The organism is Nocardia cyriacigeorgica (assembly GCF_005863245.1).
Classification (GTDB): Bacteria; Actinomycetota; Actinomycetes; order Mycobacteriales; family Mycobacteriaceae; genus Nocardia; species Nocardia cyriacigeorgica_C.
Window position 1 is genome coordinate 253,113 of record NZ_VBUT01000004.1, and the last position, 19,815, is coordinate 272,927.

Below are 19,815 nucleotides of genomic sequence, written 5' to 3' on the forward strand. Positions count from 1 at the left end.
GACTCCTTTGCTGCGTCACGATATTTTGTTCTGACTTCTGACTTGCTCCGATCAACCGGCATCCGACACCGAACGACGAACGCCGTGGTGCGCCTGGTGATAGCGCGCAACTTCCCCGGTGCGCCTGTCTGCACTCGCATTTCCGAGAACGCACGGGCGGCGAGGCGAAAACACCCACGTGGGCGGGCCTCGCGCAGTGAACCCTAGCAGGTTCATCCATAGTTTGCCGGGCTCTTGCCCACTACCACAACACTTTTGCCAAGCTTGCGAAGTTTTGCCGTTGCGGAAACATTGCCAGCTTCCCGCTTTCTTTCTGAGACGGTTTCGGTAGTTGAAGTATTCATCGGATGTGATTGGACTGTGATCGGTCATAAATGCGCGATCCGATACTCCGCGCGAGCACAACGCCGCAGCGGCGTGGATCATGGAGGACATGGTCGAACGCGATCGCGACGCCACAGGTCGCGCCCTCAACGCCCGTCCCCGAGACCGGCTCGGGCGCCCACTGCCGCCGGGTAGCCAGGGTGTTCCCCGAATTCCGGATGACCTGAATCTGCCACCCCAGCAAACTCTCACCTACGCTCAGCAACTGCTCGACGACGGCCTGGCATTCAACGCACACGAGGTTTTGGAGGCGGCCTGGAAGAACGGCCCGTTCGCCGAACGGATGCTGTGGCAGGGCCTTGCGCAGTATGCCGTGGGGCTCACCCACATTCAGCGCGGGAACCCGAAGGGCGCGCATACCCTGCTGACGCGAGCGATAAACCGGCTTTCGGAGTTCGGGGGCGATTTCGAGAGTGATTCTGATTACACCGAATCCGATGTGGAAAGCCCCCGCTCCTTTCCGTACGGCATCGATGGCGCGGGTTTGATCGCACACGCGCAGAGCCTGCTCGCCGATCTGGAGGCCGGTGTGCCGATCCCCCAGGACAGACTCGAGCCGCGCCTGTGCGTCGCCACCTCCCGGCCGGGCTGACCACCGCCTCTACCATGACCGGAATGCCGACCGACCTAGCTCCCGCGGGCCGATACGCACCGAGCCCGTCCGGTGACCTGCACCTGGGCAATCTGCGCACGGCCCTGCTGGCCTGGCTCTTCGCCCGCAGCACCGGGCGCCGGTTCGTGCTGCGCATCGACGATCTGGACCGGGTGCGCCCCGGCGCCGAGGCCCGGCAGCTGGCCGATCTGGCCGCGATCGGCCTGGACTGGGACCCGCCGGTGGTCCGGCAATCCGATCGGCTCGACCACTATGCCGCGGCCATCGACCGGCTCACCGCTGCCGGCCTGACCTATGAATGCTTCTGCACCCGAAGGGAAATCCAGCAGGCCGCGACCGCACCGCACGGACCGATGGGCGCCTATCCCGGCACCTGCCGCGACCTGACCGACGCCGAACGCGCGGCCAAACGCGCCGAAGGCAGGCCCGCCGCGCTGCGCCTGCGGGCCTCGGTGACCGAGTTCGAGGTGATCGATCAACTGCACGGCCGCTATCGCGGGCCGGTCGACGATGTCGTGCTGCGCCGCGGCGACGGGATTCCCGCCTACAACCTCGCCGTCGTGGTCGACGATGCCGAGCAGGGCGTCGACCAGGTGGTGCGCGGTGACGACCTGCTGCCGTCCACCCCACGTCAGGCTTATCTGGCGACGCTGCTCGACCTGCCCGTCCCGCAGTACGCGCATGTTCCGTTGGTGCTCAACGAATCCGGGCAGCGATTGGCCAAACGCGACGGCGCGGTGACCCTGGCCGACCGGCACGCGCTCGGTGAGAGCACCGGCCAGGTGGTGGCGTCGCTGGCCCGTTCGCTCGGCTTCACCGCAGGCACGGCAGCCGAGATGCTGGCCGAATTCGACCCGCGCGAACTGCCGTCGAAGCCCTGGACGCTCGACCCGGATGGGTTGTTGCAACACGATCGATGTCCGTAACGTACCCAGCGACCGATCTGTCGACGGACGAGGATTACTTATGACAAGCGGTGGGTACGACCCCAACCAGTATCCGCAGGGCGGGCAGCCGTACGGGCAGCAGCCCCAGTACGGTGAGCAGCCGAAGTACGACCAGCAACCGCCGCAGCAGCCCTACGGACAGCAGCCGCAGCAGCCTTACGGCCAGCCGCAGTTCGGTCAGCAGCAGCCCTACGGGCAGCCGCAGGATCCCTACGCCCAGCAGGGTCAGTACGGACAGCAGCCGCAGTTCGGTCAGCAGGATCCGTACGCGCAGCAGCAGTACGGACAGCCGGGGTACGGACAGCAGCCGGGATTCGGTGGGCAGCCGGGTGATCTGCTGACCCGGTTCGGTGCGCGGTTCATCGATGGGATCATCTCCGGAATCCCGGCCGCCATCGTCTACTTCGTCATCGCGTTCGCGCTCAACAGCTTTTTCGGCACGCTCCTCGCGTGGATCTTGTACTTCGCGATCGTCAGCGCGTACGTCGTGCTGTGCGAGATCAACATGGGCACCACGCTGGGCAAGAAGATCCTCGGCCTGCGCGTGATCGCGCCGGGCGGTGCGCCCAAGATCAGCCCCGAGGTCTCGATCAAGCGCAACATCTACCTGATCGTCAACATCATCCCGTGCCTCGGCCAGCTGGCCAGCCTCGGTCTGGCCATCTACATGGCGATCACCATCGAGCAGGACCCGAACAAGCAGGGTTGGCACGACAAGTTCGCCGGCGGGACGCAGGTCGTCAAGGGCTGAGGCTCGAACTTCACCGCCGGACCACCGGCACGACCAGGGGCGCACCGAAAATCGGTGCGCCCCTTCGTTGTTGCTGTGGTCGGTGGGGTTGGCGGCACGAACGCGTCGATCCTCCGCGGTCCGGCGGACTCGACCGTTCCGGCCCTCTCGACCTACCCGGCCGTCGACCGGCCTGCGGGTGCTACGGACCCGCGACGATGCCGATGATGTTGAGAATCCACATGATCACGCCGAGCCCGATGCTCACCGCGCCGACCCAGATCGCCGCCTGGGCGAATCCCCGGCCTTCCTGGCCTGTTTGATCGATCTGTTTCTGAGCGACGATCCCAAGGATCAGTCCCACTGCCGACACCACGAACAACCCGCAGCACAGCACACCGATGCACGAGGTGATCAGCGCGCCGATCGCCATGCCATTGGTGCCCTGCGGCGGCATCCCGTATCCGGGGTACCCCGCCTGATACGGATATCCGTACCCCTGCTGCGGGTAAGGCTGCTGCTGCGCATACGGATCCGGCGCGGGCTGCTGATACGCCGGGTAGGCCGGCGGCGGGGCCGCGGGGTACTGCGGCTGCGAACCGGACGGATACTGCGGCGGCGCACCCGCGCCCGGCTGCGACGGGTACTGCGGCGGCGCGGCGGGATACTGCTGCTGCCCCGAGGGGTAGCCGGGCTGCTCGGCTGCGGGGTACTGCGGGACCGAACCGGCACCACCTGACTCCGACGACACGCCTTGGCCGCCGTACTGCTTCCACCACTCGTCGGAATCGCCGGGATTGGTCATGGCTACACCATATGGCAAACCTGGTTGGATGAGTCGGGTGAGTGATTCGAACAAACCCGCCGATCACGAGGGGTCTGGGCGCCCCGCGTCGAACCATGCGGCATTCGCCCAGGTCGCGCGGGGCTACTACACCCCCATCGTGGCACTGTTCACGGCCACGCTGATCATTTCCAACGTCTGCGCCACCAAGGGCGTGCAGTTCTTCACCGACCAGTCGGTGAGCCTCGGCCCGATCGAGGTGCTGCCCATCAGCACCGACGGCGCGTTCTTCCTCTTCCCGCTGGCCTACATCCTCGGCGACGTGCTGAGCGAGGTCTACGGCTTCCGCGCCACCCGCCGGGCCATCTACTACGGTTTCGGCGCGCTGCTGCTGATGGTGGTGTGCTTCGCCATCGCGGTCCAGCTGCCGCCCGCGGTGTTCTACGAGAACCAAGAGGCCTTCCGCACCGTCCTCGGCACCACACCGCAGTTGGTGGCCGCCGGACTGGCCGGCTATTTCGTCGGCCAGCTGCTGAACTCGGCGACGCTGGTGCTGATCAAGGAGCGGACCAGGGAGAAGCACCTGTGGGCCCGGCTGATCGGCTCCACCGTGGTCGGCGAGCTCGCCGACACCCTCATCTTCTGCTCGATCGCCGCCACCGCCATCGGCATCGACAGCTGGGAGCAGTTCATCAACTACGTGATCGTCGGCTTCCTGTGGAAGACGCTGGTCGAGATCCTGGTCATGCCGATCACCTATCAGGTGATCGCGCTGCTGAAGAAGCACGAACCGAGCTACGCGCCAAAGGAACTCGATCCGCTGCATTCGTGAGTGTCGCGGCCGTGGTCGCCGGCGGGGTGGCCACGGCCGGATTCCGCCGCCTCTGCTGCGGACCTGACGGCAATGGCCGGGAACAACTACGGTGCGGTGATCCGCCCCTTCCACCGACCCAGAGTCTCGGCCTGGAGCTCCTCGAAGTACCCGCCGTCGATGCTCTCCCGGATCCGGTCGACCAATCGGATCGTGAAGCGCTCGTTGTGAATCGTGCACAGCGTCGCCGCGAGCATCTCCTTGGCCTTGAACAGGTGATGCAGGTAGGCGCGGGTGTAGTTGGCGCAGGTGTAGCAGTCGCAGTTCTCGTCGATCGGGGTGAAATCGCGACGGAAACGGCTGGTGTTGATGTTGAACCGGCCCGCGTCGACGTAGATCGCGGCATTACGGGCCACCCGTGACGGATTCACGCAGTCGAAGGTGTCGGCGCCGTTGGCGACCGCGGTGAACACGTCCTCCGGTTCGCTGATGCCGAGCATATGGCGCGGTTTGTGTTCGGGCAGCTCCGCGCTGCACCAGCCGACGATGGTGCCGAGATTGTGCTTCTCCAGCGCGCCGCCGATGCCGTAGCCGTCGAACTCGGTGCCGTCCTGGCCGCGAATGGTCTCCAGTTCGCGGCAGGCCTTGCGGCGCAGGTCCTCGTACTGCGCGCCCTGGACCACCGCGAACAACGCCTGGTACGGGCGGTGCGCGCGGGCGTGGGTGAGCCGCTCGTGTTCGTCGATGCAGCGCTGCGCCCACTCATGCGTGCGTTGCAGCGATTTCTCCTGGTAGGCCCGGGTATTGAGCAGGGTGGTCAGCTCGTCGAAGGCGAACATGATGTCGGCGCCGAGCTGATGCTGGATGCCCATCGACACCTCGGGGGTGAAGCGATGCTTGGAGCCGTCGAGGTGGGAGCGGAAGGTGACGCCGTCGTCGTCGACGGTGGCAAGCCGTTCCTTGCCCTTGGCGATGACGTCGTCGCTTCGCACGTCCACCGCCTCCATGGCCAGCACCTTCTTGAACCCGACCCCCAGCGACATCACCTGGAAGCCGCCGCTGTCGGTGAAGGTCGGCCCCGGCCAGTTCATGAATCGGCCCAGCCCGCCGGCCTCGTCGACGATATCGGCGCCGGGTTGCAGGTACAGGTGATAGGCGTTGGCCAGCAGCGCCTGCGCGCCGATCTCACGCATCGTCTCCGGCAGCACGGCCTTGACCGTGGCCTTCGTGCCCACCGGGATGAACGCGGGCGTGGCGATATCGCCGTGCGGGGTGCTGATCACCCCGGTGCGCCCGTACTGCCCGTCGAGGCGGGTACCGACGGTGAACGAGAAAGCTGCGCGGTCGGACACGCGCCCATCTTCGCAGGGTGGCGCGCCGGTCCTCGCAGGCAGGGCGGCCGCGGGCCTATCCGTCCGCGGCCACAGGCCTACGCGTCCGCGGCCGCGGCGGCGAACTGGGCGTTGTAGAGCCGGTAGTAGGCGCCGCGGTTCTCCAGCAGCCGTTCATGATTGCCGAGCTCCACGATCTGGCCCTTCTCCATCACCACGATGACGTCGGCGTCGCGGATGGTGGACAGCCGGTGCGCGATGACGAAGCTGGTGCGGTCGCGGCGCAGGGCCGCGGTGGCATGCTGCACCAGCAGTTCGGTGCGGGTGTCGACGGAGCTGGTGGCCTCGTCCAGGATCAGGATCGACGGCTTGGCCAGGAATGCCCGCGCGATGGTGATGAGCTGCTTCTCACCGGCGCTGACCCCGGTGCCCTCCTCATCGATGACGGTGTCGTAGCCGTCGGGCAGCGCGTGCACGAACCGGTCCACATAGGCAGCGCGGGCCGCGGCGATGATGTCGTATTCGCTGGCATTGGGGTTGCCGTAGGCGATGTTCTCCCGGATGGTGCCCTTGAACAGCCAGGTGTCCTGCAACACCATGCCGATGCGGGAACGCAGGTGATCGCGGGTGATGTCGGTGATGTCGACGCCGTCGATGGTGATGGTGCCCGCGTCGAGCTCGTAGAACCGCATGAGCAGATTGACCAGCGTGGTCTTGCCCGCGCCGGTCGGACCGACGATGGCGACCACATGACCGGGCTCGGCGACCAGCGACAGCCGTTCGATCACCGGCTTGCCCGGCTCGTAGCCGAACGACACCGCCTCGAATTCGACCCGCCCGCGATCGACCGGGCGCACGTCCTCCATCACCGGGTCGGGGCTCTGTTCCTCGGCGTCGAGGATCTCGAAGATCCGCTCGGCCGAGGCCACGCCCGATTGCAGCAGGTTGGCCATCGCGCCGATCTGGGTGAGCGGCTGGCTGAACTGCCTGGAGTACTGGATGAAGGCCTGCACCTCGCCGAGGGAGAGCTGGCCGGTGGCCACCCGCAAACCGCCCACCAGCGCGACCAGCACATAGTTGACGTTCCCGAGGAACATGATCGCGGGCATGATCAGCCCGGAGATGAACTGCGCCTTGAAGCTGGACTGGTAGAGCTGCTCGTTGCGCTTGTCGAACTCCTCGGCCACCTCGCGGTTGCGGCCGAACGCGGTGACGATCTCGTGGCCGGTGTAGGCCTCCTCGACCTGGGCGTTCACCAGGCCGGTGTACTTCCACTGGTCGACGAAATGCGGTTTGGAGCGTTTGGCGATCTGGGCGGTGACCACGATCGCGGCGGGCACCGTGAGCAGGGCGATCAGCGCCAGCAGCGGCGAGATCCAGAACATCATCACCAGGATGCCGAGCACCGAGAACACCGAGTTCAGCAGCTGGCTCATGGTCTGCTGCAAGCTCTGCGAGACATTGTCGACGTCATTGGTGACACGGCTGAGCACATCGCCGCGCGGCGCGGAGTCGAAGTAGCGCAGCGGCAGCCGGTGGATCTTGTCCTCGACATCGCTGCGCAGCCGCTTCACCGTCCGGTTGATGACGTTGTTGAGCAGGAAGCCCTGCAACCAGCTGAACAGCGACGCACCGAGGTAGAGCACCAGCACCAGCATCAGCACCCGGCCCACCGCGTCGAAATCGACGCCGACGCCGGGCACCACGTCCATGCCGGAAAGCATGTCGGCGAGGGTGTTGTCGCCCTGGGCGCGCAGACCCTCGATGGCCTGTTCCTTGGTGATGCCCTCCGGCAACTGCTTGCCGACGACGCCGTCGAAGACCAGGTTGGTGGCCTGGCCGAGGATGTAGGGGCCGAGGGTGTTGAGCACCACCGACACGATCACCAGCGAAATGATCGCGATGACGTTGACCCGCTCCGGGGCCAGCCTGCGCAGCAGCCGCTTCAACGACGGGACGAAGGATTTCGGCTTGCTCTCCGGTGCACCCGGAACCGCCCCCGGCCTCATCGGGCCTCCTCCACGCTCAGCTGCGATTCGACGATTTCCTGGTACTCCGGGCAGTCGCGCAGCAATTGCTCATGGGTGCCGATACCGGCCATGGCGCCGTCTTCGAGGACCACGATCTGGTCGGCGTCACGAATGGTGGCGATGCGCTGGGCCACGATGATCACCGAGGCGTCGCGGGTTTCCGGGCGCAGCGCCTCACGCAGCCTGGCGTCGGTGGCGACGTCGAGAGCGGAGAAGGAATCGTCGAACAGGTAGATGCGCGGCTTGCGGACCAGGGCCCGGGCGATGGCCAAGCGCTGGCGTTGCCCACCGGAGACGGTGGTGCCGCCCTGGGCGACCGGGGTTTCCAGGCCCTGGGGCATCTCCCGGACGAAGTCGGCGGCCTGCGCGATCTCCAGGCAGCGCCACAGTTCGTCATCGGAGGCATCGGGGTTGCCGTAGCGCAGATTGCTGGCGATGGTGCCGGAGAACAGGTACGCCTTCTGCGGTACCAGACCGATCTGGCCGCGCAGTTGTTCCAGGTCGAGATGACGCACATCGGTGCCGCCGACGTACACCGCGCCATCGGTGACGTCGATCAGGCGCGGGATCAGGTTGATCAGCGTGGTCTTGCCCGCACCGGTGGAGCCGACGATCGCGGTGGTCTGCCCTGGACCGACCTTGAACCGGATCGCGTGCAGCACCGGTTTCTCGGCGCCGGGATAGCTGAATTCGGCGAACTGGACGTCGACCTCGGCCGGATCGCCGCGGAACGGTTGCGGGTTCGCCGGCGGGTGCACCGAGGAGCGGGTCTGCAACACCTCGCCGATGCGGTCGGCGGAGACGGCGGCGCGGGGGGCCATCATGGCCAGGAACGAGGCCATCATCACCGCCATCAGGATCTGCATGATGTAGGCCAGCAGCGCGGTGAGCGAGCCGATCTGCATCTCACCCGAATCGACCAGGTGCCCGCCGAACCAGATGACGGCGACGGCGGTGAGGTTGCTGATCAGCATGACCGTCGGGAACATCAGCGCCATCAACCGGCCCACCCGCAGCGAAGTGTCGGTGAGTTCGGTGTTGGCCACCCCGAAACGCCAGGTCTCCTGCCGTTCCCGGACGAAGGCGCGCACCACCCGGATACCGGTGATCTGCTCGCGCAGCACCCGGTTCACCCCGTCGATCCTGGCCTGCATCTCCCGGAAGCCGGGCACCATCCTGGCGATGATCAGCGCCATGCTCAGTCCGAGCGCGGGCACCGCGATCAGCAGCACCCAGGACAGTTTCAGGTCTTCGCGCAGCGCCATGATGATGCCGCCGATGCACATGATCGGGGCCATGACCAGGATGGTCGCGGCCATCACGATCAGCAGCTGCACCTGCTGGACGTCGTTGGTGTTGCGGGTGATCAGCGACGGCGCGCCGAAGCTGCCCACCTCGCGCGCGGAGAAGGTGCCGACCCGGTGCAGCAGGGCGCCGCGCAGGTCGCGCCCGCCGCCCATCGCGGCCTGTGCGGCGAGGTAGACCGAAGAGGCCGAGGCCACGATCTGCACGCCGGTGACCACGAGCATCCACAGTCCGGTGCGCCAGATGAAGCCGATATCGCCCTTGGTGACGCCCTCGTCGATGATGTCGGCGTTCAGGCTCGGCAGGTAGAGCATCGCGATGACCGAGATCAGCTGCAACGCGACCACTCCGGCGAGCTGGGCTCGATAGGGAGCCAGATAGGTGCGAAGCAGTGAGATCAACATGATGAATGGAGGCTACCGGCATTTCCGCGGCCGTGACGAGGACATTTGCGCCGGACTGGTCGAGTGTCCGAACTGTCCGGAAATGCCGCGGGATCAGGCGCGGCCGAGCAGTTCCTGGTCGTCGCGTGGCTCGCGGCGGGCCCACGCGCCGGGGTCGCCGGTGAGCGCGTCGATGAATCCGGGCAGCCGGTTGTCGGCGATATCGGCGATCGAGACGTCCTCGAGCACGGCGCGGATATTGACCCGCAACGCGATCCACACCCGCTGCAATGGTTCGGCCGCGCCCGGATAGCGCACGTCCTCGGGCCGCTCACCGCGCACCGAGGCCAGTGGGCCCTCGATGCCGCGGATGACGTCGGCGATGGAGATCGCGGCGGCCGGGCGGGCCAGCCGGTAGCCGCCGTCCGGGCCGCGCCTGCTGGTCACCAGGCCGGCCCGGCGCAGCTCGGCCAGCACGCCTTCGAGCACTTTCGGGGCGATGCGCTGCGCCGAGGCGATGGTCTCGGCCTTCACCGCCGCGCCGGTCCCCGCCGCGTCGGCGATCTCGAGCAACGTTCGCACCGCGTGGTCGACCTTCGCGGTGATGTGCACTCCTGCTCCTGACGTATCCGAGGTGACGCGGACGAATCTACGCGGTCCGGTGCGCGGTCAGGACGCAGGTGGCGGCATCGAGGAGGGTCTTTTCCACCAGCTCGTCCGGCGCGTCCGGCACCACTTCGGTGGACAGCAGCGCCACGCCGAGAATTTCCAGTGCGGCACTGGCCCGCAGCAGGGCTTCGTCGGTGGGGTCGGGCCCGGCCAGCCAGCGCCGAAGCTGCCTGGTGCTCTCGGCGACGTCGGGGTAGCGGTCGGCCATCGCGTTGACGATCGCGACGGTGTCGCGCATGCACATGGCGCCGGCGTCGCGGTGTCGGACCATGCCGCGGACATAGGTCCGCAGCACGGCCCGGATGCCTTCGGGGTTGTAGGGGACGGCGTCGATGTCCTCGACCACCGAACGCATGTGGTCGATCACCGGATCGATGATCGCCAGCAGCAGATCGAGCTTGGAAGCGTAGTGATAGTAGAGCGACGCCTTTGTGATTCCCACCGCATCCGCGACCTCGCGCAGGCTCGTCTGTTCGAAACCCTTGCTGGTGAACAGCTCGACGGCGGCGTCTCGGATGGCCTGTTTAGTGCCTCCACCTGCGACAACAGCTTCCGTCGACTCACGGATGGTCATGGGATGATCCTCTCATCACTGTTCTGCCCGGCTCCGGGTGCCCGAGATATTGAGGTTGTGCCTCCGGTTAGTTCCTACGGTAGTCTACCTACCGCACGGTAGGCAGAGCGCGTCAATTGGAGGCGGGGACGGCAAGCACCCGCGGCAGAGGTGCTGTCTACACGCTCCAGCAATTGAATCGATCCCAAGCAAGCCCAGCGATAGCTAGGAGAGACCCCCGTGTCCGTTTATCTATACCGATGGGGAAAGTTCGCTTTCCGCCGGAAATGGATAGTGCTGCCCATCTGGCTGCTCCTGTTGGTGCTGCTCGGTGGCGCCGCGGCAAGCCTGGCCAAGCCGTTCCAGGACAAGTTCGACATGCCCGGCCTGCCGTCCGAGCGCGCCGCCGAGATCCTCGAAGAGCACATGCCGCAATACGCGGAAGGCTTCAGCATCGACGCGATCACCGCGACCTACGTGATCGCCGCCAAGGACGGCAAGCTCTCCGATCCGAACAACATGGCCGCCCTCGACGCGATGGTGCAGACGCTCAACGCGCCGAAGCTGGGTGACCAGGAGATCGTCGATCACAGCCAGCCGATCGTGAACCCGGTCACGGCCACGCAGATGATGCCGGCCAGCCCGGAGGCCGCCAAGGAGCTGGCCGATGCCATGGCCGCCCTGGAACCCGGCCAGACCCCGCCGATCCCCTCGCCCAACTGCCTCGACAATCCCGAGGCGCCCGATTTCCAGGGCATGTGCTCGGGTGCGCCGCTGAACGTGCTGAACGAACAGAAGCCGGGCACCGTCGCGGTGATCACCGTGCCGTTCACGATGGCGGAATTCTCCGACGTCAAGCCCGAACACCGCGAGGCCGCCGAGGCCGTGGCCGAGCAGGCCGAAAAGGCCGGCCTGACCGTCGCGATGACCGGCGTGCTGGCCCAGGAACAGCCCGAGCAGGGCACCGCCGAGATGATCGGCATCGGCGTCGCGCTGATCGTCATGATCATCGCCTTCGGTGCGCTGATCGCGGCCTTCGTGCCGATCATCACCGGCATCGTCGGCGTCGGCGCGGCCGGCCTGGTGATCGTGATGGGCACCTCGCTCACCGCGGTCCCGACCTTCACCCCGATCCTGGCGTCCATGATCGGCCTGGCGTTGTCGATCGACTACGCGCTGTTCATCGTCTCCCGGTACAAGCACGAACTCGTCGTGCAGGATTCGCCGGAAGAGGCCGCCGGTGTCGCGGTCGGCACCGCGGGTTCGGCGGTCGTGTTCGCGGGCCTGACCGTGCTCATCGCACTGCTCGGCCTGAGCATCGTCGGCGTCAGCTTCCTGACCGCCATGGGTATCGGTGGCGCGATCGCCGCCGCGTTCGCCGTCGTCACCGCGATCACCCTGCTGCCGGCGCTGATGGGCGCCTTCGGCCGGTTCCTGTTCAAGCCGAAGGTTCCGTTCGTCGCCAAGCACGATCCCGAGGACGACACCTCGGTCACCAACGGCATGCGCTTCGCCAAGCTCGTCGCGAAGGCACCGGCCATCACGCTGGCCCTGTGCGTGGTGGTGCTCGGTGCGCTCGCCGCACCGGCGCTGAACCTGAACCTCGGCCTGCCCGGCGGCGACAGCGCGCCCAAGGACTCGTCGATGCGCAAGGCCTACGAGTTGCAGACCGAAGGCTTCGGCGAGGGCAAGAACGGCATGCTCGTGGTGGCCGTCGACCTGACCGACGTGCCGCAGGACCAGCGCGACCCCGCGCTGACCGAGCTGCGTGACCGGCTCGCCGGTTACGAGGACATGGACTACCTGACCACCGCTCAGCCGAGCGAGGACGGGCAGGCGGCGCTGTTCATGGCGGTGCCGAAGTCCGGGCCGAACAGTGAGGCCACTCAGGATCTGGTCGCCCAGGTCCGCGATGCCGAGGGTGAATTCACCTCGAAGTACGGCATGGAATACGGCATCACCGGCGAAACCGCCATCTACGCCGACGTCAACCACGTGCTGCTCGCCAGCATCGTGCCCTACCTGGCGATCGTGGCCGGCGCGGCGTTCCTGCTGCTGGTGCTGGTGTTCCGGTCGATCCTGGTGCCGCTGACCGCGGCCCTCGGCTTCCTGTTGTCGATGGCGGCGACCTTCGGTGTCACCGTGCTGTTCTTCCAGGAGGGCGCGCTCGGGCTCATCGAGGACACCCACCCGATCATCAGCTTCCTGCCCATCATGTTGATCGGCATCGTGTTCGGTCTCGCGATGGACTACCAGGTGTTCCTGGTGACCCGCATGCGCGAGGAATTCGTGCGCGGCAAGTCGCCCAAGGACGCGATGATCGACGGCTACCACCACGGTGCCCGCGTGGTCACCTCGGCCGCGGTCATCATGATCTCGGTGTTCGCCGGGTTCATGCTGTCGCCGGACATCACCTCGAAGTCCATGGGCTTCGCGATGGCAGCAGGCGTGTTCTTCGACGCCTTCCTGGTCCGGATGATCCTGATCCCGTCGCTGCTCGTACTGATGGGCAAGTGGGCCTGGTGGCTGCCCGCCTGGCTGGACCGCATCCTGCCCGACATCGACGTGGAAGGCACCAAGCTGCGCGAACTCCAGCAGCGCGATGCCGACGCGGCGAAGAAGCCGGTGGAAGCCGGAGTCTGACCGGCCGCAGCGCAATCACTCGCGACGAACCCCGTCCGGCACCCAGCCGGGCGGGGTTCGCCCGTTTCGGCCGAGACGCCGACCCGGGCCGGCGAAATCTTCCGGGCTGTCCCGGGCGCGGGGTTACCGGACGAGAGTCAGGCCGGGAATGCGGACGAGGACGTCGAGTCGACCTGCCGTCCTCGAGTAGCCGGTCTGCTCTCGCCGCGGACCGAGAGGACGCGGCTGGGGTGGATTACCGGGCTATTGGCTGGGTTCGGGCAGTGTGCAGTGCTCGACCTTCGGGTTGAGCCCCGCGTAATTGAGCGGACCGGCGATCACGGTCAGCCCGATGGTGGCGAAATCGCGGCATTCGGCGGGGGCCGCGGTGAAGTAGTCGCGCTGGAAGGCCGCGACCAATCCGATCACCAACCACACCATCACCAGCACACTCAACAGGCTCGCACCGAAGCCGCGAGACGATCTGGCGCGAATCGAGGGCTCGCGCATGGCAATCGTTCCTTCCCTCTCGGGTGTCCCTGTGGGGTACCCGGTGTGCGGCCCGGCTATCGGTGTGCCGGGCAACACAAAGCGTGCGACATTTCGCAAGGTCGATACCCATGACCGGCAACCATCGCGTCCACCCGTCTTAACGCATCGGACCTAGCTTCTTCCGCGGGGAACCCCAGAGATCGGAGTAGCACCCGTGGTTGTCACCACAGCGGCCGAGCCAATCGCACCGCATACCCGGCCGGCGAAAACGAGCCCGGCCGATCGACTGTTCGGCAGCGTGCCCGCGCCCCTGCTCGTCCTGGGCGCTATGTCCAGTATTCAGCTGGAGCAGGCAGCGGCCAATGCCTTCTTGGCATGGAATCGCCCCGAATTGGTCTAGGTGGTTACACCCACCGCTTCAGCTGGGTCGCTATTTCCGCGACCTCCATCTTGCCTTCGGCAATCAGGTTCATGAACTCTTCCTGGCGCTCCGGGTCGACCTGCAGGCCGCTGCCCTGGTTCATGACCAGCATGATGTCTGCCGCGATCCATGCCGTGCGCTTATTCCCATCGATGAGGGCATGATTGCGCGCGATCGAGTGGATCAGCGCCGCTGCTTTCTCGAGCAAGGTCGGATAGGCGTCCACGCCGAACACCGATGCCCTTGGGCGTTCCGCGGCCGACTGGAGCAGACCCCAGTCGCGAACACAGTGCGCCGTACCGTTGATCTTCTCCGCAATCAGAAGAAGCTCACTTATGTCGAGGTAGATCACGCCAAACGCGCCATGAGCTCCGCGTGTTTCGCGAGCGATTCTCCGACCAGAGCGGAGAACACCTCGCGCTGCCGGGTCAGATGCAAATGGATGGCTTCCTTGGCGATCTCCTGCTTACTGCGGCCTTCGGCCGCAGCCCGTTCGGTCAGCATCCGATCGTCTTCCTCATCCAGCCGCAGCGTCATAGCCATACGGCAATGATACCGCACTGGTATCACGCTGGGGCATGCAGTTCATCCATCGACGGCCATTTCGCGGCGGCCGGGTTGGTGCTGCTCGGCGAATCGCCGGCGGTGGCGCAGTGGGCGGGGATCGCGCTGGTGATGGCGGCGACCGCGGGGGCGACGCGGATAGGGCGACGGGCATCGGCTGCCTGACCACGGATTCCCGGTCCATGAATCGAGAAGGGTCCCCGCGCCTCCGTCCACGCTGATGCGGTCGGAGGCGCGGGGTCGGCTCGCTACTGGTCGAATTCGGTGTCGCGGGCGAGCTTTTCCCACTGGTCCAGCTCGGCGCGGACGCCGTCGAGGTGGCCGGCGATGGCGTCGACGGCGTCGCTGCCGAGCGGCAGGCGCAGCGGGGTCTGCTCGGCGTTCAGCGCGGTGATGATCGCGGCGGCCGCCTTCGCGGGATCGCCGGCCTGATCGCCGTCGCTGCCCTGCACGAACTCCTTTGTGCTGCCCACGTTCTCGGCGTAGGCGGGGTGATCGGCGCTGAAGTAGGCGGCGTTCTTGCCGAACAGGTTGGTGCGGAACGAGCCCGGCTCCACGACGAGCACCTTGATCCCGAAGCCCTTCACCTCGTCGGCGAGGGCTTCCGAGAGGCCTTCGAGCGCGAATTTCGTTGCGCTGTAAGCCCCGAACCCGGCGAACGACAGCTGGCCGCCCATGCTGCTCATGTTGACGATGGCGCCGCTGCCGCGTTCGCGCATGGACGGCAGCACCGCGCGGGTGAGTGCGGCGGGGCCGAAGAAGTGCAGGTCGAACAGGTCGCGCAGTTCGGCGTCGGTGGTCGCCTCCACGGCGCCGACCTGGGTGCGGCCGGCATTGTTGACCAGCACGTCGATGCGGCCGTGGCGGGCCAGAACGTCGGCCACCACCTCCTCGGCGCGGGCGACGTCGGTGACGTCGAGCCGAACCGGATCGACCTGGTCGGGGTGCGCGGCGACCAGCGCCTCCAGCGCTTCGGGACGCCGCACGGCGGCGACGACGGTATCGCCCGCCGCGATCGCCGCTTCGGTGAGTGCGCGGCCGAATCCGCTTGTCGCGCCGGTGATCAGCCAAACCTTGGGTTCGTTCATGGGACTATCCTGGCCCGGCGCCGCGCCCCTCGTCCAAGACCCGTTGTGATAACCATTGGTTATGGACGTTCACGGCCGCGACCTCGGCTACTTCGTCGCCGTCGCCGAAGAACTGCACTTCGGCCGCGCCGCCGAACGCCTGTTCATCTCCCAGCCCGCACTGAGCAAACAGATCCGCGCACTGGAACGGCAGCTGGGCGCGCCACTGTTCGACCGCGACCGCCGAACCGTCACCCTGACGCCGGTCGGCGCGGCCCTCCTCCCGCACGCCCGCACCATCCTCGCCGAATGGAGCACCGCCCGCGCCGCCGTCGAGGCCGCGAAAACCACCCAGGCGGCCACGCTCGTCGTCGGCATGAGCACCAGCCCCGGCCGCGGCCTGCTGCCCGCCATCCGCTCCCGTATGACCGAGCGATTCCCCCAGGTCAGCATCACCCTGCGGCAGATCGCCTGGGGCGATCCCACCGCCGGACTCGCCGACGGCAGCACCGACGTGGCGTTCGTCTGGCTGCCGCTGCCCGAACAGGACCGCTTCGACGCCGTCGTGGTGGCGCGCGAACCACGCTTTATCGCGCTGCCCGCATCGCATCGACTGGCCGATCGCGAATTCATCGACTTCGCCGACGTCATCGACGAGCCATTCCTCGCGCTCCCACCCGAAGCCGGCGAGCTGCGCGACTATTGGCTCGCCCTCGACGCCCGCGCCGGGCGTCCTCCCCTGATCGGCGCCGAGATCACCAGCGCCGAAGAGACCCACGAAGCCGTCGCCGCCGGGCTCGGCCTGGTCCTACTCGCCGCGGGCAACGCCCCCTTGATAGCCCGCGGCGACGTCGTAGCGCGCCCGATCCACGGGGTGTCCCCCGCCGAACTGGCCCTAGCCCGCCGCCACACCGACCACCGTCCTCTGGTCCTCGCCTACCTGGACTCAACCCGCCAAGCCACCCCCTCCCCCGACCCACTCCCGTAGCCCACTCGCCGTGCAGCGTTCGCATAGGTTGTGGCGGAAATCTTGCGCTACAACCTATGCGACGTCATCGGAACCTGTGCGAGCACCGGACTGGGAGCGGGATTTTTCGATCCGCGACGGCAGATTTCGCTGCGGGGCAGAGATTCCCGATCAAGTGGTTGCGGTTCGCGGTCGCGGCCCACACTCGTCAAGCGCTCATCGACGCGCGCAGTCAGAGGCCGATCACAGCACCGGAGAACCGCATGACCGAGTCCCTCATTCAGCTGCCCACCGCGGGCGAGCCAGTTATCGACACCTTCGACCGGATGATCCGGACCGGGCCGATCGTGCCCTATGAGCTGCCGGGCGGGGTCCGGGCCTGGATGGCGGTCAGCCACCAAGCGGTGACCGAGGTCCTGGCCGGTGACGGCACGGTGTTCAGCAAGAGCACGAAGAACTGCCCTGCCATGCACGACGGGACGGTCCCGGCCGACTGGCCGCTGCGGGTGCTGACCGACGCGGATCATCTGCTCAACAAGGACGGCGCCGACCATCTGCGGATGCGCCGCGCGATCGCTCGCGCCTTCACCCCGGCGCGGGTCGCCCAGCTCGAGCCGCGCATCCAGCAGCTCACCGACGACCTGATCGACAAGTTCGCCGATCAGCCGGAAGTCGACCTCGTCGACAGCTTCACCATGCCGTTGCCGGTCGGGGTGATCTGCGAACTGTTCGGTGTCCCGGCCGTCGACCAGCCGAAGTTCCGCGGCTGGACCGCCACGCTCATCGCACACACCAGCACCGGCGAGCAGACCCAGACCGCCATGCAGGAAATGGTCGGCTACCTGACCGGACTGGTGGCCGACAAGCACAGCAACCCCGGTGATGACCTGGCCTCGGATCTCGTGCGGGCCCAGCCCGAACACGGACTCGCCGACGCCGAGCTGGTCGAAATGCTGTGGATCATCATCGTGGCCGGTCACGAGACCACCATGCATCTGCTCGGCAATGCGGTGGTGGCGCTGTACACCTATCCCGAGCAGCTCGCGGCCGCCCGCGCCGGTGACCGCTGGGCCGATGTGGTCGAGGAGACCCTGCGCTACCGGAACGCGGCCTGCGCGATGTTCAACCGGTATGCGCTGGAAGACATTCAGATTGCCGGTGTCGATATCCCCGCCGGTGCGATCGTCGGCTGGTACGCCGGCGTCGGACGCGATCCGCAGAAGTATCGGGACGCCGACGTCTTCGATATCGATCGCGATCACTCCGATCAGCTCGGATTCGGCCGCGGCCCGCACTTCTGCCTCGGCGCGCATCTGGCCCGGCTGGAATCCCGGATCGCCCTGTCCACCTTGTTCACCCGGTTCCCGGACCTGCGGCTCGCCTGCGATCCGGCCGAGATCCCGTACGCGCCGCAGTTCATGACCAACGGCCCACTGTGTGTGCCGGTTCTGCTCCGATCCGGTGACTGAGCGAGCGGGTTCCCGCAGTCGGGAAGATGAAACAATGCTGTCTGACCACCGCTGACCGGCCACGTGGAGATCACCATCAGAGCGACCGAGTTCCCGGCATGCGGTATTCCGAACTGACCGTGGCGAGCGCCGCGGTGTGGACCGAAGTCACCGACCATTTCTTGACCGCCGAGCACCGGTATCGCGATCCGGCCAACTGGTGGGCACGGATCACGGTTCAAGAATCCTCCGGCTACACCCTGCTGCGCGCACAGCAGCGCGGTGACCACCTGATGAACCGCAGCCGGTCGCATATCCGGCGCGGCCCGGCCGACCACTGCTGGGTCGTGTTCCCCGAGCAGGGCGAATACGTCATCCAGCAGCCCGACCGGCTCGTCCGGGTTCCGCCGCGCCACAGCTTCGTTCTCGAACTGGACCAGGCCTGCCGGGTCCTGCTGCCCGGCTCGACGGCCTACGCGCTGCTGCTGCCGCGCGCGCAACTCGAACAGCGGTTGTCCGGCGGCGGCTCCCGGAGAGTGCTCGATATGTCGACCGCACTCGGCCAGGTGGTGCTGAGCATGCTCAGCACCACGCTCGCCGGTCGGTCGCAGCTGACGGCACTGGAATTCGACGCCGTTTGCGACCGGATCACCGAACTGCTGTGCCTGATGCTCGTCGGCGACATCGGCCCACAACAGGCCGACGCGGCCGAAACCATCGACGCCATACGCTCTTTCGTGCGCAAGAATCTCGGCTCCGGTGACGTCCGGCTGCCCGCGGTCGCCCATGCGCTCGGCTGGTCGCCGAGGCAACTGCGGTCGGTGCTCCACCACACCGGCATCACCTACCGTGACCTGCGGCGCACCGAAGCCCTGCGCGCCGCTCGTGATCTGCTGGCCCGTCCGAGTCCACTGTCCATCGGCGAGGTGGCCGCGCGCTGCGGGTTCACCAGTGCCGGTTTCTCGACGGCGTTCAAAGCCGAATACGGTGAAACGCCACGGAACTTTCGCAGGCGGCGGCTGTCGGAGCACCTCGCGACCGCTTCGGCCGACCGCGACCGGCCCAGCACGACCACCGACCTCATCGCTCAACCGCGACCTTGCCCTGCGCTCGAGATTCGAGGAGATCAATCAGCATGCGCGCGATGCACGAAACCGATGCACGCAACAACTTTGCGGCCGTGCTCGACGCCGCCGGCGACGACAGCGATCACGTGGTGATCACTCGCAGCGGCGGAAGGGAGCCCGTGGTGGTCATATCGTTGCGCGAATGGGAAGCGATCACGGAAACCGCCTACCTGCTGTCCGACCCGGCCAACGCTGCTTGGCTGGCCAAGGGCATCGCGCAGGCCGAGGCGGGGCAGGCCACCGCACGCGAACTCATCGATCCCGACGCCACCGCAGCCGAGAGCGACCGATGAGCCGCACCCTCACGTTCACCGATACCGGTTGGGCCGATTACCTGTACTGGCGGCACACCGACCAGGCGATGCTCAGGACATTGAACCGATTGATCGAGGAGATCCGCCGCAACGGCAACGCCGGAGACGGCGGCTCACCTGAACCGCTACGTCAGAAGCTGTCCGGATGGTGGTCGCGCCGGATCGATCACGAATACCGCCTCGTCTACCGCTCCGACGACGACACCGTGGTCATCATCGCCTGCTGAGAGCCCCGAAAGCTGAAAAAGCCCCT

General features: G+C 66.8%; 20 protein-coding genes. 10 read left to right on the top strand and 10 right to left on the bottom strand.

The window, feature by feature from the left end:
- The first annotated feature begins 433 nt into the window (after positions 1-433).
- The 3 genes from FEK34_RS11130 to FEK34_RS11140 are packed head-to-tail and all read left to right on the top strand — an operon-like array spanning position 434 to position 2,695.
- A complete protein-coding gene (locus tag FEK34_RS11130; protein WP_138447775.1) occupies positions 434-976 on the top strand; it encodes a DUF309 domain-containing protein in 543 nt (180 codons plus the stop codon).
- Between the two features lie 23 nt (positions 977-999).
- Positions 1,000-1,923 carry a tRNA glutamyl-Q(34) synthetase GluQRS gene (gene gluQRS / locus FEK34_RS11135; RefSeq protein WP_138447776.1) on the top strand — a complete coding sequence of 308 codons (924 nt, stop codon included), beginning with the start codon at positions 1,000-1,002 and terminating at the stop codon, positions 1,921-1,923.
- Positions 1,924-1,963: 40 nt separating this feature from the next.
- On the top strand, positions 1,964-2,695 hold the full coding sequence (locus FEK34_RS11140) for an RDD family protein (protein ID WP_138447777.1): 732 nt from the start codon (positions 1,964-1,966) through the stop codon (positions 2,693-2,695).
- 181 nt (positions 2,696-2,876) lie between these two features.
- On the opposite strand, the gene FEK34_RS11145 is transcribed toward FEK34_RS11140, so the two are convergent.
- On the bottom strand, positions 2,877-3,479 hold the full coding sequence (locus FEK34_RS11145) for a DUF4190 domain-containing protein (protein WP_138447778.1): 603 nt from the start codon (positions 3,477-3,479) through the stop codon (positions 2,877-2,879).
- 28 nt (positions 3,480-3,507) lie between these two features.
- Here FEK34_RS11145 and FEK34_RS11150 point away from each other — a divergent pair, with 28 nt between their 5' ends.
- The gene (locus FEK34_RS11150) at positions 3,508-4,290 is read left to right on the top strand and encodes a queuosine precursor transporter (protein ID WP_249358988.1); all 783 of its coding nucleotides are present in this window, start codon (positions 3,508-3,510) and stop codon (positions 4,288-4,290) included.
- 86 nt (positions 4,291-4,376) lie between these two features.
- Here the strand turns inward: FEK34_RS11150 and tgt are convergent, their stop codons facing one another.
- The 5 genes from tgt to FEK34_RS11175 form a co-directional block, all read right to left on the bottom strand.
- Positions 4,377-5,621, bottom strand: a complete 1,245-nt coding sequence (gene tgt, locus FEK34_RS11155; protein WP_138447780.1) for a tRNA guanosine(34) transglycosylase Tgt — start codon at positions 5,619-5,621, stop codon at positions 4,377-4,379.
- A gap of 77 nt (positions 5,622-5,698) precedes the next feature.
- Positions 5,699-7,609: an ABC transporter ATP-binding protein gene (locus FEK34_RS11160; RefSeq protein ID WP_138447781.1), complete on the bottom strand. Its 1,911-nt coding sequence runs from the start codon at positions 7,607-7,609 to the stop codon at positions 5,699-5,701.
- Positions 7,606-9,339 (bottom strand): ABC transporter ATP-binding protein, encoded by a 1,734-nt coding sequence (locus tag FEK34_RS11165; protein WP_138447782.1) that lies wholly within the window; start codon positions 9,337-9,339, stop codon positions 7,606-7,608. The genes FEK34_RS11160 and FEK34_RS11165 overlap by 4 nt, the downstream gene beginning before the upstream one ends.
- Before the next feature lie 93 nt (positions 9,340-9,432).
- The gene (locus tag FEK34_RS11170; protein WP_138447783.1) at positions 9,433-9,930 is read right to left on the bottom strand and encodes an RrF2 family transcriptional regulator; all 498 of its coding nucleotides are present in this window, start codon (positions 9,928-9,930) and stop codon (positions 9,433-9,435) included.
- Positions 9,931-9,967: 37 nt separating this feature from the next.
- A complete protein-coding gene (locus FEK34_RS11175) occupies positions 9,968-10,561 on the bottom strand; it encodes a TetR/AcrR family transcriptional regulator (RefSeq protein ID WP_138447784.1) in 594 nt (197 codons plus the stop codon).
- 219 nt (positions 10,562-10,780) lie between these two features.
- Here FEK34_RS11175 and FEK34_RS11180 point away from each other — a divergent pair, with 219 nt between their 5' ends.
- Positions 10,781-13,183: an MMPL family transporter gene (locus FEK34_RS11180; protein WP_138447785.1), complete on the top strand. Its 2,403-nt coding sequence runs from the start codon at positions 10,781-10,783 to the stop codon at positions 13,181-13,183.
- A gap of 243 nt (positions 13,184-13,426) precedes the next feature.
- Here the strand turns inward: FEK34_RS11180 and FEK34_RS11185 are convergent, their stop codons facing one another.
- The 4 genes from FEK34_RS11185 to FEK34_RS11200 form a co-directional block, all read right to left on the bottom strand.
- On the bottom strand, positions 13,427-13,672 hold the full coding sequence (locus tag FEK34_RS11185; protein WP_138447786.1) for a hypothetical protein: 246 nt from the start codon (positions 13,670-13,672) through the stop codon (positions 13,427-13,429).
- A 386-nt stretch (positions 13,673-14,058) separates the two neighbouring features.
- Entirely contained in the window at positions 14,059-14,412 is a 354-nt protein-coding gene (locus FEK34_RS11190) for a type II toxin-antitoxin system death-on-curing family toxin (protein WP_349292429.1), read from the bottom strand.
- 11 nt (positions 14,413-14,423) lie between these two features.
- Entirely contained in the window at positions 14,424-14,618 is a 195-nt protein-coding gene (locus tag FEK34_RS11195; protein ID WP_138447788.1) for a ribbon-helix-helix protein, CopG family, read from the bottom strand.
- Positions 14,619-14,887: 269 nt separating this feature from the next.
- Positions 14,888-15,727: an oxidoreductase gene (locus tag FEK34_RS11200; RefSeq protein ID WP_138447789.1), complete on the bottom strand. Its 840-nt coding sequence runs from the start codon at positions 15,725-15,727 to the stop codon at positions 14,888-14,890.
- A gap of 61 nt (positions 15,728-15,788) precedes the next feature.
- Between FEK34_RS11200 and FEK34_RS11205 the strand changes: the two genes are divergently transcribed.
- The 5 genes from FEK34_RS11205 (at position 15,789) to FEK34_RS11225 (ending at position 19,789) form a co-directional block, all read left to right on the top strand.
- On the top strand, positions 15,789-16,694 hold the full coding sequence (locus FEK34_RS11205) for a LysR family transcriptional regulator (RefSeq protein WP_138447790.1): 906 nt from the start codon (positions 15,789-15,791) through the stop codon (positions 16,692-16,694).
- A 242-nt stretch (positions 16,695-16,936) separates the two neighbouring features.
- Positions 16,937-18,142 (top strand): cytochrome P450 family protein, encoded by a 1,206-nt coding sequence (locus tag FEK34_RS11210; protein WP_171048139.1) that lies wholly within the window; start codon positions 16,937-16,939, stop codon positions 18,140-18,142.
- A gap of 98 nt (positions 18,143-18,240) precedes the next feature.
- On the top strand, positions 18,241-19,341 hold the full coding sequence (locus tag FEK34_RS11215; protein WP_171048141.1) for an AraC family transcriptional regulator: 1,101 nt from the start codon (positions 18,241-18,243) through the stop codon (positions 19,339-19,341).
- Entirely contained in the window at positions 19,266-19,541 is a 276-nt protein-coding gene (locus tag FEK34_RS11220) for a type II toxin-antitoxin system Phd/YefM family antitoxin (RefSeq protein ID WP_249359079.1), read from the top strand. Before FEK34_RS11215 ends, FEK34_RS11220 begins: the two co-directional genes overlap by 76 nt.
- The gene (locus FEK34_RS11225) at positions 19,538-19,789 is read left to right on the top strand and encodes a Txe/YoeB family addiction module toxin (protein ID WP_138447794.1); all 252 of its coding nucleotides are present in this window, start codon (positions 19,538-19,540) and stop codon (positions 19,787-19,789) included. Before FEK34_RS11220 ends, FEK34_RS11225 begins: the two co-directional genes overlap by 4 nt.
- Positions 19,790-19,815 lie beyond the last annotated feature (26 nt).